The following is a 15,945-nucleotide window of genomic DNA, read 5'->3' as shown; positions in this document are numbered from 1 at the left end:
CTATCTTCGCTCGGCGCCCAGCGCTCGCCTGCACCCTGGCTTCCATTGCGCCGCCATTTTTGACCAGCGATCAAATGCGCCTCTGTCCTCCAGTTCCGGGTCGCGCCGGTCGCGGAGCCAGAAGTCGAACCAGGCCAGATTCTCTCGCATCGCGCGAAGCCGATTAGACGGGATATGAAACAGATGGGTCTCATCGGTGGCGGTCGTCTCACCAGGATAGAGGCTGATCTGCGCGGGAACTTTGGCTTCGCGAAGCGCGGCATAGAAATCGATCGCTCCCGCAAAGGGAGAAGCCATCTGCTGGAGGATTGGGCCGCACGCCTTATCGGCACGGAGCGACGGCGACAGCTGGCGATAGGCGTCGAGGTAGTTGCCGGAAGGGGGGCCACCGAAGACGGCGTGATACCCGTCTTTCGGATCCGAATAGGAAGCGGGTTCAAGATAATTGCCATCTCCGCTGGAAGCAGCGCGTAATATATCCGATTGGGTCATGGCGACATTCACCATCTGCGATCCGCGACTGTATCCGGCAATGCCAATGCGGTCGGGATCGACAATGCCTTCGCTTGTCAATTCAGCGATCGCGTCTTCGAAACTATAGACGCCGTTGAGCCAGATCAGCTCGCGCAGCTTAGCGGGTCCGAGTGTGCCGGGGCCTCCCGACCACTCCATATAAGCGTTCCACAGGTCCGCCTGCTGCCGCGCCGAAGGGTCGTTCATCAGAATGACGAGATATCCGCGCTCGGCGAACAGCTGGGCGGGATAGTTCCATTGCATATCGGCGCTTGCGAAGCGTTCGTCCGCGTCGCTGCCATGGGTGATGATGATCGCCGGGTAGCGGCTGCTTGCCTGGTAATCGCGAGGCCAGATGATGAATCCGGTCGACCGGTAGCCGAGCCGGTTTGTCCATTGATGGGGCGTGACGTGCAGCGGTGCGATCGACTCATGGGCAGAGGAAAGCGGGGCCAATGTCTGTACGCGCCCATCATGCGGTGCGACCTGCACGAGGTGCGGGGCTTGGTTCAGCCCCTCCTCGACGCAAATACCCCAAGCTAGATCCTTGCGAAAATCGCAGGCAGTCAAGCTGCTTGAGTGGATCAGCGGCTTTGCGCGCCGACTTGTAAGCATAACCAAGCCGTACCGCGGATGCGAGAGCGTTCGCACCCCCAGCAGGGCCGTTCGCCCATCCGCCGAGAGCCAGTTTCCCGCGGATCGCGGATCGCCGATATAATAGGGCTGGCCGCCATATCGGATTTTTCGGCCATCGGTCCGCGTCTCGGTAAGCGCTAACGCGCTTCCGAAACCTTCGCTGGCGAGCGTTCCGCCGTTCGGGCCGCGCAGCAGTCCGATTGCCGGGAAACCGAAACTTTCCTCGATGGGGCGGCTCGCCTTGGTGGCAAAGCTCCAGGCAAAAGTCCCGATGCCTTCGGTCCGTTCCGCATCGGATTGCTCCAATTGATAGCGCGGTCCTTCCTCGGTCCATTCGACATTGCCGCCAAAATAGAAAGCAAGCCGGTCGCTCGATGGCCGCGATGCCACCAGCCACTCCTCGCCAATGGCCGACCTTAGGCGCAGTTCGACGATTGCCTTGACCGGCGCGCGCCGCCGGTTGCGCTGGCCGACCACCGCGTCGTCAACGGACACATCGACCGGCTCCGAACGCGGCTTGAGCGTGGCGTACCAGAGCCACAGTCCGTCGGGAGACCAGTCGTGATACAAGATACCGATACGGCGAGGCGCACCGCTTCGGACCGCGAACAGCCCGCCTTCGGTCTGGCCGACGGTCACCTTCGCATCACGCCCCAGTAGCGGTTTGATCGTCCCTTCGGCGTCGAGCGCATAGAGCTGAAGGCCAACGCCCCGATCTAGCAGAAGGCTCCAGCCTTTGCCTTTCGGCAGCGGCCGGAGCTGTTCTGCGCTTGGCGCTCGCAGAATCTCGCGCGAGACGCGCGAGCGCAGGTCAAGCAGATGGAGTATCGAGACGGTCTCATTCTTTTCGAGATCCGCTCGCCGTTCGAGATAGGCGAGCGACTTGCCGTCGTTCGCCAAGCTCAAATCGAAATCCGCCGGGACGGTCACCACATCTTCGACCGTCCAGCGCCGACCTTCCTTCGCGACGGCCGGCCCGCCATTCCCGAGACTGACGAACAGAAGGAGCGGCAATAGGCGGATGCTACCAGTCATGCCGAACCGTGACGCTCAGGAAGCGGCCAATTGCTGACCCGTTCGTCGTGTCAAATGGCGCATCGAAAGGCGAGGTGGTGAAGATCGGCTCGGGCTTGCTGTTGAACACATTCTGTGCGCTCAGCGCGACTTCCGTGCCTGCGCCGAGCCGCAATCGGCCGGTCAGGTCAAGCGTTGTCGATCCGCCAAGTTTGACTGCTGCCGGACGACGATTGTCCGTAACGCTAGCGCTGTGATTGAGGAAGGCCGCGAGCGAGAACGCCTTGTCGCTCAGCGTGAGCCCGCCGCGCGCCCGAAGATGCGGCGGGCGGAAGATCGTTCCGGCGAGGTCGGTCACCGGCAGACCGGCAAGCAATTGCTGGCTGCTGTCGAGCCAGGTGGCTCCAGCGTTCAGGCTCAGCCGCCGGTCGCTGCCAAGTTCGACATCATATCGCACCGCGATGTCGAAGCCGCGATATTTCTGCCGCGCGATATTGCGGTCGCGAGCATCGAGGAAGGCGACGACGCGCGCCGGGTCGTAGGGAGACCCAGTAATGTTCTGGAGCCCGCCATCGGCACCGGCGAAGATAACGTCGAGCAGGCCAGGCCCAGGGTTCAAGGTAACTAGATCAGCAAAGATCGGATTGTTCAGAACCCCGGCGCCCGAGGCGAGCGGCGGTGCAACGCGATCCGTATAGTCGATTCTGAAATAGCTTGCCGATACCTCCAGGCCATCGAGCGGTTTCACGGTCGCGCTGAAGGTCCAGTTTTCGGAGCGTTCAGGCTCGAGCCGGTCGTTCGGCCCGAGGGCATAAGCGACGGTCGATCCAGCGGGAAATCCTTGGCCGAAGCCGCCGACCGGCACGAGCAGCGCAACATAGCCGGAATATTGCTGATAGAGCGTTGGGAGCTTGAAGGACTTGCCCCATGACACCCCCAGCCGGACCTGTTCGACCGGATCATAGATGAAGCTCAGCTTCGGGGTGACGATGTCGCCGGAGTCCGAATAATCCTCATAGCGCAGCGCCCCGGTCAGCGAAGCGCGGTGCGCAAAGGCCAGATCCTGATCGGGGTTCGCGATCGGCAGCAAAAGCTCGCCATAGGCGAAATGATTGCGGCGCGAGCGTGAAAAGCTGCGCGTCCCGATTTCGGATTTGAAACGGTTGGTGCGATAGCCGCCGCCAAAGGCCAGTCGCGCGGCGCCCGCGGGGAGCTCGAACAGCGACCCCTCCAGTCCCGCCTCCACCGCGATATTCCGGTTGAAGAAGTGCCGGGCGGTGGCGGTGCTCGGCGCGCCGCCGATGAAATTCTGGCTGAGGCCATCGGTCGTGTCGGTGCCGAAAAACGCGCCCGCTTTCAGCTTCCAATTGGCCGACAGTTCGGCCGACAGCGTCGGCGCGACACCGAATGTTTCGAATTTGGTGCGCGCCTCGAGCCCTGAGTTTCGGAGCGGCTGGGCGACCGTGAAACCGGTCGCCGACTCCATCCGTCCGCGCTTGTAAATAAGATCGGCAGCCAGGGTGACGCCGCCGCCAAGCGACTGGTGACCGCTCAGCAGAACCGCGTGTCGGCGAAGGTTGGGGAACAACGTAGAATCAGGGTTGTTGGCGGACGCATAGCTGCGATCCTTCGCCCGGATCGCGGTGCCGTGCGAATAATCATACGCCGCGATGATGCCGCCGTCCGACCAGCGCGAGCCGCCGAGAAGATTATATTGCTGCTGGAAATTGCCGCCGTCGGTCGACAGGCCGAGCCGCGCGCTGGTCGACACCCCCTCATAGTCGCGCTTGAGAAGAATATTGACCACCCCGGCGACTGCATCGGCGCCGTAGATGGCCGATGCTCCGTCGGCCACGATCTCGACACGGTCGACCGCCGCGATGGGAATGGCGCTGACGTCGATCACCGAATTGACGCTGCTGTAGGCAAAGCGATTGCCGTTGATCAGCGTCAGTGTCGCATTGGGACCGATACCGCGCAGGTTGAAAGTCGATGCGCCATTGGCGTTGACGTTTTCATTCGCGGCGCCTTGCGAATTTCCAATCCCGGGATTCTGGCCTCCGCCAAAGTTCTGCGGCAAGCTGCGCGCCACTTCGCCAAGATCGGCATGGCCGGAGTTGCGGATGTCTTCCAATGTCACCCGGATCACAGGGATTGCCGTGGGTGCACCCGTGATCCTCGACCCCGTCACGACGATCGGCTCGGCGTCGGTTGCTGTGCTATCGGCGGTGGACGTGAGTCTAGAAATGATCACCGAGCCGACCTCGAACCTTGCGATCAGCCTGCTTCCCTTGAGGAGCACCTCGATTGCTTCGCGGCTCGTTAGCTCGCCTTTCAACGGCGGTGCTGTCTTTCCTTCAAGATCGCGCGACGACGCGTAGAGTTCGATGTCGGCAATCGTGGCAGCGCTGCGCAGCGCGTCGCCGAGATCCTGCGCCGGTTGATCATAAGACTGGCGCTGTTGCTGCATGGCCAGCGCAACCGCAGGTGAAAAACAGGCGGCACTGCCGACCATCAGCGCAACCAGCGAACGGGACTTCTTCAACATTATCACTCCCCCATTTTCTCGGCCGTGCTTCAGGCAGGCGGCCAGTGGGGGTGCGTTGACGGGGCGAAGGGGAGCCCCTTAGTCTTGGGTGAAAAATTTATCGGCGGCGCAGATAGATGGCGTCCGCAGAGCGTTCGACCCTGAGACCGAAGAGGCTTGCGATCCGTTCTGCGAAGGCATCGGTCTCGCTAAGATGGAAGCGGCCGGAAACCTCAAGCGCTGCGCTCGCCGCATCGTCGATCACGATCGGGGTGACGGCATAGCGATTGGCCTTGGCGATGAGTTGGTCGAGCCTAATCGAACGATATTCGGCCCAGCCTTCGGGCCAGTTTGCGGGAATGTCAGACGCTTGGGCCATGCCGAGCTGCAACTTGCCATCACGCCGATAGGTCAGCGTCTTTCCCTGTGACAACGCGGTCGCAGGACCGGTTCTGGCGTCTGCGCGCAGGCCGGCCTCGCCGCGCCGGAGGGCCGCACTGACCGTTCCGGCCTCGTCGAGGCTAAGGTCGATCTCGGCATCGTTCGCGATTGCTGCGCCTGTCCCGGCGTCGATATGGAGCGGTTTAGCTTGCTTGGCGATGGAAAGACGGACCCTGCCCTTTACCAAGCGGACGCTGCGGTCGCCGTCTCCGAACGCGACGTCCAGCCGGCTGTCGGTATCAAGCGTCGCGCGCGAGCCGTCGGCAAGCCGGAACGAGCGGATTTCGCCGCGCTGCGTAATCAGCGGTTCGGTGGCTCGCGCGATCGAGGCGCTGCCGGGCTGGCCGGGAAGGGAGGCGCCTCCAGCCCCGATTGCTACAATCAGCAGCGCGATTGCGGTCGCGGCGGCGCCCCATGGCAGCCAGCCGCGAACCCGGCCCCGCCGCGCTTCGGCATGGCTTGTTCCGTGGCGCTGCGAGGTCTTGAGAACCGCCAAGGCCGCCATGCGGCGTTCGGCGCGGCGGTAGGCTTCGCCATGATCGGCCGATGCGAGGAGCCACGCTTCAAACTCTCCGCGCAGCGCGCCGGCGTCCTCGCCGCGCATCTTGATCAGCCACGCCTGCGCTACCTCATCGACGGGATAGTTGCCGCCGCTTGTGCTCGTCATCGGCCGCCGTCCACCACCTTTGAAATCTGACCGAGCGCTTTCATCATATGATATTCCACCGTTGCGATGCTGATGCCAAGCAGTTCGTGTATCTCGCGATAACTGAGTTCGTCCACCCGATGCATCAGGAAAACGCGGCGCGTTTTTGGCGGCATGGCGTCAACCGCCGTTTCATACAATCGCAGCAGGTCCGCGGCTTCGAGATTCCACTCCTGCGCCGCAGGCGTCGCGCCGTCGCGCTCCTCGCGAAGCGGAAAGAAGGTCGCCCGCGCGGACTTCTGGCGCCGCGCTCGATCAATGAGGAGATTTTGGGCGATGCGGCGAAGGAACCCGCCCGGATTGACGAGCTGGTGACGCTGCGTGCTGCCCGCCGCGCGCGCGAAGACTTCCTGCACCAGATCCGGTGCTTCCTCCGATCCCGCTTTGCGGCTCAGGAAATGGAAGAGCGACGTGCGATGCGTCCGATATATCGCGTCCAGATCGTGCCCGGCTTCAGGCCGCTCCTCGACCGGCGGCGGACGATCGGCCGGATGCGAATGGCAGGCCGATGACACCGAAAAGGGGTGACGCGGCGGGGCGCGGTCGCCGCAGGTACAGGAAGACACGACAAATATTCCCGGAGGCACGAGCGGGACCAGCCGGCATTCGCCAGAGACCCGTCTCCCAGTGCTGTGCCGCCGTTTGGTCGCTCGCGCGAACCATGGACCGGTTGGGCCGCCGGTCCGGTCAGGGACTGGCGCATATGATGCCTGGCGAAATATTCCGCGCAGGAGCTGCCAGCGATGCTCTTGCACGGTCGAATCATGTCAATTGTGGGCGGTCCTGACAAGCAAAACGTCACTCTCTTTTCGGCCAGCGATCATGGCTGTCGACCTGGATGACCGGCGAGCGTTCGGGCGTAGGTAGCCGCTTCATGCGCGCGCCGCTCGTGATAGCGGAGCAGGAAGTTGCGCACTTTCGCCTGCGGCTCGGCATCGGCGAAGGCGATCGCGATTGCTTCATACTCCTCGTCGGCATCGGCGAGGATCGTCACGTCGAAATGACGCGAAAGCTGAAGCCGGTCGCCGATCGCAGCGATGCTCGCGACTATTTCGCTGTTCGACGAGCGCTCGGCAATCGCGAGAAACAGGTCGGCGACGCGATCGGGATAAGGCTGGTCAGCGGGGACCGACGTTGCCGACCCTTTTTGCGCCGTCGCTAGCGCCGCGAGCAGCAGGATCAGGTGCAGCTCGAGCAGGTCGCGAAACTCGGTCTCTGTCAGGCGATGGACATGAAAACCCTCGCCGGGCATGAAATCGACCATCCGCTCGCCATTGAGCCGGTAAAGGCTATCGCGTACCGGGGTGACGCTGACTCCGAGATCGTCGGCGAGACGGGCCGCCTCGATCCGGGTACCGCCGGCCCATTCCCCGCTCATCAGCCGACGCTTGATTGCCTCATAGGTCGGCTCGAACACATGCGCCGGGCTCATTGGCCGTTCCTTTCGGCAGCGGCAAAATCGGCGACCGCATCCGACTGGTCGGGCCTGAGCGCGTCGATCGCGCCGATATGGGCGGGAATGTCGTCCTTGAGCAAAACCGAAGGACATTGGCCCTCGTAATTGCCGAGATTGGGGCGGTGCTGCGCATAACCGGCGAGCGCAGCCAATTCAGGCGGAAACGTCCGGGCGACCTCGGGCGGATAAGCGAGCCACAAATTCTCATAGGGCTTCAGCCATCCCAGGCTGTAGCTGACGAGTACGCCGCGCCGGACCTCGTTGCTGAGGTTCGAGCCCGCCCCGTGCGCCGTCGATCCCAGAAAGCAGATTGCTGCGCCCGGTTTGCCTTCGGCGAAAATGGGCGGACCAAGATCGGTTTTCGCGATGCCTTTCACGCCGTGGCTCTTCGGAAAGATCCGCGTGGCGCCATTTTCCTTCGTGAAAGGCGTCAGCGGCCAGAGGACGTTGACCAGATATTCCTGGCTGCCGTCGGCGCCGCGCCACATATCCTGGTCGCGGTGTGGAAACTGCCGCACTTCGCCCGGATGAATCTCGATCGCCTGGGTGAGGTTCAGCTGGATCCGGTCGCATCCCGTGCCGAGGATCGTCTCGACCGCAGACAGGATGATGGGGTTGAGCACCAGTTCGGCCATATGCGGCGACCTTTTGAGCAGGCTGCCGAACCTTTTCGTGCGGCGACCATAGAAATTGCCTTCACAAAAGGGCGTCGCGGCGAAGATCGGGTCGAGATCCCTTGCGAGCGCATGGACACGCGCGACCGCCTCGTTGCGAATGATGCAATAGCCTTTGCGGCGCAGCTCATCGACGAGCAGGCCAGGAAGATCGGCTTCGGTCAGATCCTTTTTCATCGCCCCGGCTCCCCGCCTTCTTCGAACTTGAGGACAAGCGGCGCGTAGGTGCCGGTGCGCTGCAACCCGGGGAGCGTGTCCTCGTCGATCGCTATGCTGAGGGCGAGTATCCGGCACGCGCCGTCCCGCTGAACGGGACCCAGCGTGCGGCATGTCCAGCCAAATTTGCAGATCGTGTGATACCAACCGGCTTCGGCGACACCGACATATTCGCCTATGCCGTGGTGGAGAGCATAGTCCGCGAGCGCGGTGACCAACTGGTTGCGCGCATCGCGGCACTCGGTCGGCGTTTGCGCGGGGTCGAGGCAAAAGCGGCTGATCTCCCATATGCCTTCGCCGGACGGCGCCTCGCCGGCGCAAAGATGCGAATAGATGTTGCCGAGCAGGTGCGGCGCCGTTGTCGGCAGGAGCCGCGCCGACGCCCGGTGGCGCAGATCATCGGGATCGAGCAGGATGAGATATCGTGCGTCCGGGGTATCGAACTGGTCGAGCTCGAAGCGGCCATCGAGGGCGGGCAAATCCCATTGCAGCTTGTCGATGAAGACCTGCTTGCGGGCGGCGAACATGGCGCGTAGCGCCGCATTCCCGGGCGCGTCATGCGCCCGCGTGGATTGAGTGATCATGAAACTTCCTTGGCTGTTGAAGCCGGAATCAGACCATCAATCCCGCGGCACGCCTATGCCCATTTCTGGGCAAGCTTTGTGCGTTTGTCTGCTCCTCGTCAGAGCGGGCGCCACCAATCATAGACATCCGAAAAGCCGATGACGCCGTCGAACAGGGCGCAGAGGATCAGCATTTGCCGGCACGGCACCGAATAGCGCTCGCGCGCGATCTTGAGATGACGGACCACGGTCTCTTCGCTGATGCCGAGGATGCCGGCGGTCTCGCCGGCGGTCTTGCCGCGCGCCGACCAGAGCACGCACTCGCGCTGCCGCTCGGTCAGCGCCGCCCGCGGAGTATAGGAGCCTGTCCCGATGAGCTGCCGCGCCGCGGCGAGCGCCACGGCGCCGACAATCTCGGCGGCGTGGAGCATCTCGAGCGGGAGCCTGGCATTGGGAGCGACGGCAAAGGAGCAGCTTCCGGTAGCTTCGCCAGGCAAGTGCCGCGGCACCGTGAAGCCGTCGCCGATTCCGCTCTCGCGGGCGACCTTCAGCAATTGCCGGTCACCGCGGGAAAGCGGGATGTAGTGGTCGACATTGCGCCATTGAAAGCCCGTCATGGATTTTTCGCCGGCGCGGCGGATCGGGTCGGTGCCGCTCAGGTCGAAGCCGACATAGACATTGGCCCAGGCGTCGGGATAATTATGCACGAGCATCGATGCGGCTTCGCCGCCGCCGCGGCGGTCGAAGGCGAGCGCGAAAAGATCGAATCCCATGCGGTCAGCGGCGTTCGAGAGGGCAGCAAAGAGCCGCTCTTCCTTGTCGGCGCCTGATATGTCGTGTGCGAGTTCCTCCGTCAGATTAAAATGCTTCACGTCGATTCATCGGCCGCCGGCACGTTCCCGACCCGTCCGCCCGCGATCCGCTCCATGGCTCATCGCTCCCGTTTCCTCTCCGGGAGACAATGAAGTTGGACAAGCTTCGCGATGGTCCTCGCACTGCGGCGGGCAGGTAATACCTTAGCCTCTATACGCAATGCCGATCGCCTCTTCGGTGTAACGACAGGAAATCGCCTGATAAAGCGGCTTGGTGTGCTAATCGGACCCAGATTGACACCAATCGGTCCATGTAGAGACTGGACCGCGATAATCCTCCAAGCGGAGCCGACGCACATGGGTGATAATCGTCCCACGGCATTTCACCGACCACAAGGATGGTGCTTTGCTTTTACGGTGATCAAATCGGACGCCTTGCCCGTGGATCGCGGGCAGTTTCATGTGACAAAAGCTCCAACTGAATTGCGATGAGTCAGAGCTTTTGTCACATCGCGAACGGAGCAACGGGGTCTGTCCTACATTGTCCGGCCATGGCATGTACGGCCAATGGATCAGGAACCGAAATGGAAATCGCGCGCGCTGGCGATCGAATTCTGGTTCGCCGCCGTACTCGTCGGCGGCTCCTTCATTGCCGGACTCGTCGGCGCGATCCGATCGCTGTTCGGCGGATGAAGCGTTGCCCCACGATCCAAACTCTCAAAGGAGCGTCGGGGTCTCGGCGCTCGGGGGCTTGCGGCTAAACCACGGGACGTCGGTCCGCTCGACCTCCAGCTGGCTTGCCGGATATTGGGTCACAAGCTTCATAGCTTCCTCAGGGGGCGCTTGCAGCCAGGCATCATGATCGGCGGCGTGAAGAATGACCGGCATCCGGTCGTGAATATCAAAGAGCTCCTCGGTCGCATCGACCATCACCATCGTATAGCAGTCGCCCCACTCATCGGTCGGGCGCCACAATCCTGCACAGGCCGCGAGCGGCTGATCGGCGACGCGAAGCCAGGTGCGCGTCATCTTGCCCTTCGCGCCCTCGGCCTCGGCGAAGGCGCTGATCGGGATGAGACAGCGCTGGGCGGGATTAGTGAACCAGGTCCGCCAATAGGTCATCAGCTTGTCGTCGCGGGCATTGTTGACGGGCTTCGGCTTGCTCGTCGGTTTCATATGCTTGAGCCGAACCGGGAAGCCCCAGGTCATCGACTGGAGCGCGCGGGCGCCCCCGTCCTCGCGCACCACGAACCCCTGTCCGCCCGGATAGACCTCGCCGGGCTGAGCATTAGTGAGGGGGCGCCGCGCTCCGAAGGCCGAGGCCACTTCGGCAACCGAAGCCTTGAGGGTCACGAGATTGCACATGGCGGCGGTTCCCCTTGGACGGTTTCGGTCAGGCCGCGCCGAGCATTTCGTCGAAATTCTGCTGAATCGGCGGCATGATGCTGAAGCTATTCTTGGGGAAAGGCCGCAACATGTCCAGCGGCGGCCGCGCCCCCATCAACCAGTCGAACCAGTCCTCGGGGCGGACCACGCCGACGTGGCGATCCTTGTGCGGCGCCAAATCGTCATAGGCCGGGACGGTGAGCGCCGCGAAGCTCTCGGGCCACAGGCGGTGCGCCGGCCGCCAGACCGCCGCGATGCAGAAGAAGGGCTCGTCGCTGATGAGGATTGCGGCATAGACCGTCTTACCGCGCTTCACGAGGCCGAACTCATTGGCGAGCAGCAGACAGGGCCGATCGATGATCGCGGTCTCGGACTTCAGGAGCGGGATCTGGAATATATCGGCATCGCGCGAGGGCAGCCCCCACAGCATCTCCTTCTCGCGTTCGCGCTGGCCGTCCCATACCATCACGCGGTGGAGCTTGCCGATGCCGACCAGTGCGTCGTCCGTCTCGATATCCATAAGATCAGTCCTCAGGCGCGGAAACGGCTGAGCGCGCGCTTCCATTCGCGTTCTTCGGGCATCGGCAGGGCGATGTCATCGGGGCTCGGGTCGACAAGTTCGATCCGCACCGGGCGAACGCGCTTGCCTGTCCGCGCGCCGCAGCGGACGCACCAGAATTTTTGGCACGCCTTGACGAGATTGCCGTCCCACATCCTGCACTCGAAGCGCCACCAGATCCCATATGGATTGAACGTCGCGCTATGCCCGCAGCGGCAAACGGGCTTGATCGCCCGAAACCAGGCCGCGGCCTCGAAGACATGCGTGGCGCGATGCTGTCCGTCCTTTGTCCAGCCGCCCACGTCACAGGGAGAGCCCGAGCTGGTCGGGGTTTTGTGGCTCCGCGCCGGCGCGCACGCTCTCGACGATCACGCGCGCGAGTTCGAACGCGGCCTCGACCCGGATATGGCTGGTCGGCGCGGTGATGCCAACGCGCGCCCAGCCGGGGGCGGAAAGGATGGTCTCTGCGACTCGGGCGGTATCGATATTGTCCATCCCCCTATGAGAACATAGGAAGAACATGTTGACAAGTCCCGCGGCGTAGTCGGGTCGGGCAGCGACAGCGCACGTCGGCCGTGCGGCGGTGATGCCGCCGCACGAGAGGCAGAGGAGGGCCGGGAAACCGGGACGGATTGGGCGCGGCGAGAGAGGCTCGCCGCCGGTCCGCCGCGGAGACCTGAAATGCCCCAACTGGCAACATCCCACCATCGCGGCGACGCGCGCGCGTCGCTCTATGAAGATATCACCAGCCGAATCATCTCGGAACTCGAAGCGGGGCGCCTTCCCTGGGTGCAGCCGTGGGACGCGGGCCAAGCTGCGGTCGGCCTTCCCTATAATGTCGTAAGCGACCGGCGATACAGCGGCATCAATATCCTGACGCTCTGGCACGCGGTACTGACTCGCGGTTTTCAGGGACACGGCTTCCTGACGTTTCGCCAGGCCGCCGCGCTCGGCGGCACGGTTCGGCGCGGCGAGCGCGGCATCGGCGTCGTCTACACACGGCGGGCAGGAACCGATGCCTCCGAGCCGCGCCATGATGGCAAGCGCGAGCGGAAGGGTGGCTTTGCCTTCCTGAAGCAGTTCACTGTCTTTTCGGTCGATCAATGCGACGGGCTTCCCGACAAATATCATGTCCCGGCGCCGCCGATCCCTGAGGGCCTGATCCTGCCGCACGCCGAGGTGCTGATCGCAGCCACTGGGGCGGACTTTCGGATCGGCGGGGCGTCGGCCTATTACAGCCCCCGCCATGATTTCGTCGCGGTGCCGCGTCCGGACGATTTTTACGAACCGATCAACTGGCACCGGACCGCTTTCCACGAACTCGGCCACTGGACGGGCCATGACAGCCGTCTGGGTCGAGATCAGACCGGCAGCTTCGGCTCGAAGCCCTATGGCCATGAAGAACTGATCGCCGAAATGGCGGGCGCCTTCGTCTGCGCGGCGCTCGGCATCGCGCCGAGCGTGCGTCATGCGGATTATATCGGCTCTTGGCTCGATATCATCCGCGAGGATCATCGCGCGATCCTCCGCGCCGCCAGCGCCGCGTCGAAAGCGGCCGACTATCTCCTCGCCTTTCGGTCCGAGTTGGCGGCGGATGCCCTTGCGTCGCCCGTGCGCTGCCGCGCCAACGACAAACTGCAGATCGAGGGGATCGCGGCATGAAACTGCTCACCCCCGAAATCACCGCCCGCCTCGCGGCCAACGCTCGCGCGCGGGTTGCGGCGATCGAACGCGGCGCGTGCGAACCCGACCCGAAACCCGTGGTGCGCTTCTTCAATCCCGTCGGCGCCGCGACCTGGCTTGCCACCGAGATCGACGCGGATGGCATCCTGTTCGGCCTCGCCGATCTGGGGTTCGGCTGTCCGGAACTGGGCAGCTTCTCGGCCGCCGAACTCGAGGCGGTGCGGCTCCCCTATGGTCTCGGCATCGAGCGCGATCTCCATTTCGAGGCGGCGCATCCACTCTCGGTCTATGCCGAAGCCGCCCGCGCAGCGGGCTCGATCATCATTGGCGAGCAGCGCCTCCGCGCGGCGGCCCGCCGGCTTTCCGGCCGCGGCTGACGACGCGGGCCTTGTCCGGGGCCGCCGGTGGCGGCCCCCTTCGAGGAAGAGAGAAGCCGGGGCTTCGTGACGGGCTTCAAGAGCCGGGAGAGTGTCTCGCGGCGGCCCGTCATGGAGAATGGCCATGGCCAGAGCAAAGCAGAAGATCGTCCTCAGCCCGTCGCGCGACATTCCGTTCGACCGGCTGATCCTGTCCCAGTCCAATGTCCGGCGCGTGAAGGCCGGGGTGTCGATCGGCGAGCTTGCCGATGACATCGCCCGCCGCACCCTGCTGCAAAGCCTCAATGTGCGGCCACACATCGGTGACGATGGCGCGGATACCGGCCTGTTCGAAGTCCCCGCCGGCGGCCGGCGCTACCGCGCGCTCGAACTGCTCGTGAAGCAGAAGCGGCTGGCGAAGGATGCGCCGGTACCTTGCATCATTCAGTCGGCCACGGGCATCCTTGCCGAAGAAGACAGCTATGCGGAAAACGCCATGCGCGAAAATCTGCACCCGCTCGACCAGTTCCGCGCGATGCAGGCGATGGTCGACAAGGGCAACGAAGTCGAAGCGATCGCGGCGCATTTCATGACCACGCCCGCCGTGGTGCGCCAGCGCCTCAAGCTCGCCGCGGTGTCGCCGACGCTGCACGACCTCTATGCCGCGGATGACATGTCACTCGATCAACTCATGGCCTTCACGGTGTCGGACGACCATGAGCGGCAGGTCCAGGTCTGGGAACTGCTTGCGCACAGCTGGAACAAGTCGCCGGCGTTCATTCGTCAAAAACTCACCGAGAATAGCGTCCGCGCGGCGGACAAGCGCGTGCGCTTCGTCAGCGTCGATGCCTATGTCGCGGCGGGCGGTAGCATCGTGCGCGACCTGTTCGAGGCCGATGACGGCGGCTGGCTTACCAATCCGCCGCTGCTCGACCGCTTGGTCGACGAGAAGCTCACCGCGATCGGCCAGCGCATCGGAGAAGAAGGCTGGAAATGGGTGCAGACCACGATCGACTTGCCCCACGGTGCGGCGCGGGGATTGCGCTGGCTCGAAAGCAGCGAGGTCGCGATGACCGAGGACGAAGAGGCCAGCCTCGCTGCGCTCGAAGCCGAGGCCGAGACGCTGTCGGACAAATGGTCTGAAGAGCCCGAGGTGCCGGAGGAGGTTCACGCACAACTCGAGGCGATCGAGGCCAAGATCGGTGCGCTGATTGATCGACCGAAAATCTTCGACGAGGCTGAAGTCGGCCTCGCGGGTGTGTTCGTGTCGATCGAGTATGACGGGACGATCCGTGTCGATCGCGGTTTCGTGCGGCCTGAGGACGAGCCGGTCGAAGAACAAGACGGCGGCGACGCAAATCCCGCAGGCGAGGTGCCCGTCGGCGACGGCGAGGGCGATGCGGGCGTTCCGGAGGCCGAACCCCGCGGCGGTGACGTCGCGCCGGTCGAAGAGGAAGGGCTCAAGCCTTTGCCCGATCGTCTCGTCGCCGACCTCACCGCCTGGCGGACGCTCGCGTTGCAGGATGCCTTCGCGCAAAATCCGCAGCTGGCGTTCGGCGCCGTCCTTCACGCGTTCGTGCTGTCGCTCTTCTATCGCTTCAGCCACGCATCCTGTCTCGGACTGCGGGTCACGGAGGTCTATTTCTCCAATCCACCGGAAGGCCTTCGCGACAGTGGGCCGGCGCGGGCAATCGATGCGCGGCATGCGGCATGGCGCGAGCGGTTGCCGCAGACCGAAGCCGAACTGTGGGACGCGCTCATCGCGCTCGACGCGAACGAGCAGGCGAGCCTGTTCGCCCATTGTGCGTCGCTGTCGCTCAACGCCCAGATCGACGCGGGTCAATCCGCGCGCAGCGACATCGCCGGTCGTGTGGCCCACAGCCATGCCCTCGCGCGCATCGTGGCACTCGACCCGATCGCGGCGGGGTGGCGAGCGACCGGTGACGGCTATTTCCGCCATGTCACCAAGGCGCGCATTTTGGCCGACGTCACCGAAGCGCGCGGGGCGGAATTCGCCGGAATGATCGATCATCTCAAGAAACCCGACATGGTCCGTGAGGCGGAGGCGCTGCTCGAGGAATCGGACTGGCTGCCCGAGCCGCTGCGCACCCCGGTCGAACAGGCGTCTGGCGAAGAGGTGCCTGTCGAAGAGGTGTCGTCCAATGAGGTGTCGGTCGGGGAATCCCACGGCGTCGAAAACGAGGTCGCCGCATCCGATGCCGACACGGACGGCACCGAGGCGGACGGGACCGGCGAACGGGACGGTGTCGATAGTGACGACGGCTGGGACGAACTCCCGGTTGCGGCCGAGTGACTACGAACGGGGCGGCTTCGGTCGCCCCGTTTGCTCGCGCGGCAGCGGACGGCATCATGCCGTTCGCTGCCGCATTTTCTTGAAATCGG

The 15,945-nt window shown here is 63.9% G+C and carries 16 protein-coding genes; 4 read left to right on the top strand and 12 right to left on the bottom strand.

Annotated features, from left to right (window positions below; genetic code table 11):
• The 8 genes from VGN62_RS09955 to VGN62_RS09920 form a co-directional block, all read right to left on the bottom strand.
• Positions 1-2,184 (bottom strand): prolyl oligopeptidase family serine peptidase, encoded by a 2,184-nt coding sequence (locus tag VGN62_RS09955; protein ID WP_327453296.1) that lies wholly within the window; start codon positions 2,182-2,184, stop codon positions 1-3.
• Positions 2,174-4,711 (bottom strand): TonB-dependent receptor, encoded by a 2,538-nt coding sequence (locus tag VGN62_RS09950; protein ID WP_327453294.1) that lies wholly within the window; start codon positions 4,709-4,711, stop codon positions 2,174-2,176. The genes VGN62_RS09955 and VGN62_RS09950 overlap by 11 nt, the downstream gene beginning before the upstream one ends.
• Positions 4,712-4,808: 97 nt before the next feature.
• Positions 4,809-5,798, bottom strand: coding sequence for a FecR family protein (locus VGN62_RS09945; RefSeq protein WP_327453292.1), 990 nt, complete (start codon positions 5,796-5,798; stop codon positions 4,809-4,811).
• Positions 5,795-6,352 carry an RNA polymerase sigma factor gene (locus VGN62_RS09940; protein WP_327453290.1) on the bottom strand — a complete coding sequence of 186 codons (558 nt, stop codon included), beginning with the start codon at positions 6,350-6,352 and terminating at the stop codon, positions 5,795-5,797. The genes VGN62_RS09945 and VGN62_RS09940 overlap by 4 nt, the downstream gene beginning before the upstream one ends.
• Before the next feature lie 305 nt (positions 6,353-6,657).
• Entirely contained in the window at positions 6,658-7,269 is a 612-nt protein-coding gene (locus VGN62_RS09935) for a GntR family transcriptional regulator (RefSeq protein ID WP_293702682.1), read from the bottom strand.
• Positions 7,266-8,144 (bottom strand): phytanoyl-CoA dioxygenase family protein, encoded by an 879-nt coding sequence (locus VGN62_RS09930; RefSeq protein WP_293702679.1) that lies wholly within the window; start codon positions 8,142-8,144, stop codon positions 7,266-7,268. The genes VGN62_RS09935 and VGN62_RS09930 overlap by 4 nt, the downstream gene beginning before the upstream one ends.
• On the bottom strand, positions 8,141-8,767 hold the full coding sequence (locus tag VGN62_RS09925) for an acyl-homoserine-lactone synthase (RefSeq protein WP_293702676.1): 627 nt from the start codon (positions 8,765-8,767) through the stop codon (positions 8,141-8,143). The genes VGN62_RS09930 and VGN62_RS09925 overlap by 4 nt, the downstream gene beginning before the upstream one ends.
• Before the next feature lie 98 nt (positions 8,768-8,865).
• Positions 8,866-9,618: a LuxR family transcriptional regulator gene (locus tag VGN62_RS09920; RefSeq protein WP_293702673.1), complete on the bottom strand. Its 753-nt coding sequence runs from the start codon at positions 9,616-9,618 to the stop codon at positions 8,866-8,868.
• A 507-nt stretch (positions 9,619-10,125) separates the two neighbouring features.
• On the opposite strand from VGN62_RS09920, the gene VGN62_RS09915 reads away from it, so the two are divergent.
• Positions 10,126-10,251, top strand: coding sequence for a hypothetical protein (locus VGN62_RS09915; RefSeq protein ID WP_283214590.1), 126 nt, complete (start codon positions 10,126-10,128; stop codon positions 10,249-10,251).
• A 24-nt stretch (positions 10,252-10,275) separates the two neighbouring features.
• Here the strand turns inward: VGN62_RS09915 and VGN62_RS09910 are convergent, their stop codons facing one another.
• Genes VGN62_RS09910 through VGN62_RS09895 form a run of 4 tightly spaced genes read right to left on the bottom strand, consistent with a single transcriptional unit; the run spans position 10,276 to position 11,998 of the window.
• Positions 10,276-10,923 (bottom strand): SOS response-associated peptidase, encoded by a 648-nt coding sequence (locus VGN62_RS09910; protein ID WP_293702663.1) that lies wholly within the window; start codon positions 10,921-10,923, stop codon positions 10,276-10,278.
• Positions 10,924-10,951: 28 nt separating this feature from the next.
• A complete protein-coding gene (locus tag VGN62_RS09905; protein ID WP_293702660.1) occupies positions 10,952-11,464 on the bottom strand; it encodes a hypothetical protein in 513 nt (170 codons plus the stop codon).
• An 11-nt stretch (positions 11,465-11,475) separates the two neighbouring features.
• A complete protein-coding gene (locus VGN62_RS09900; protein WP_037556209.1) occupies positions 11,476-11,805 on the bottom strand; it encodes a hypothetical protein in 330 nt (109 codons plus the stop codon).
• A gap of 1 nt (position 11,806) precedes the next feature.
• Positions 11,807-11,998, bottom strand: a complete 192-nt coding sequence (locus tag VGN62_RS09895) for a DUF6771 family protein (protein ID WP_293702639.1) — start codon at positions 11,996-11,998, stop codon at positions 11,807-11,809.
• A gap of 186 nt (positions 11,999-12,184) precedes the next feature.
• Between VGN62_RS09895 and VGN62_RS09890 the strand changes: the two genes are divergently transcribed.
• From VGN62_RS09890 to VGN62_RS09880, 3 genes are all read left to right on the top strand, one after another.
• A complete protein-coding gene (locus VGN62_RS09890) occupies positions 12,185-13,165 on the top strand; it encodes an ArdC family protein (protein ID WP_293702637.1) in 981 nt (326 codons plus the stop codon).
• Positions 13,162-13,563 (top strand): DUF2958 domain-containing protein, encoded by a 402-nt coding sequence (locus tag VGN62_RS09885; protein WP_293702634.1) that lies wholly within the window; start codon positions 13,162-13,164, stop codon positions 13,561-13,563. Before VGN62_RS09890 ends, VGN62_RS09885 begins: the two co-directional genes overlap by 4 nt.
• A 124-nt stretch (positions 13,564-13,687) precedes the next feature.
• On the top strand, positions 13,688-15,856 hold the full coding sequence (locus VGN62_RS09880) for a ParB/RepB/Spo0J family partition protein (RefSeq protein ID WP_293702631.1): 2,169 nt from the start codon (positions 13,688-13,690) through the stop codon (positions 15,854-15,856).
• The last annotated feature ends 89 nt before the right edge of the window (positions 15,857-15,945 follow it).

The organism is Sphingopyxis sp., from assembly GCF_035998905.1.
Taxonomy (GTDB): Bacteria; Pseudomonadota; Alphaproteobacteria; order Sphingomonadales; family Sphingomonadaceae; genus Sphingopyxis.
This window is presented reverse-complemented; position numbering and strand designations above follow the sequence as displayed.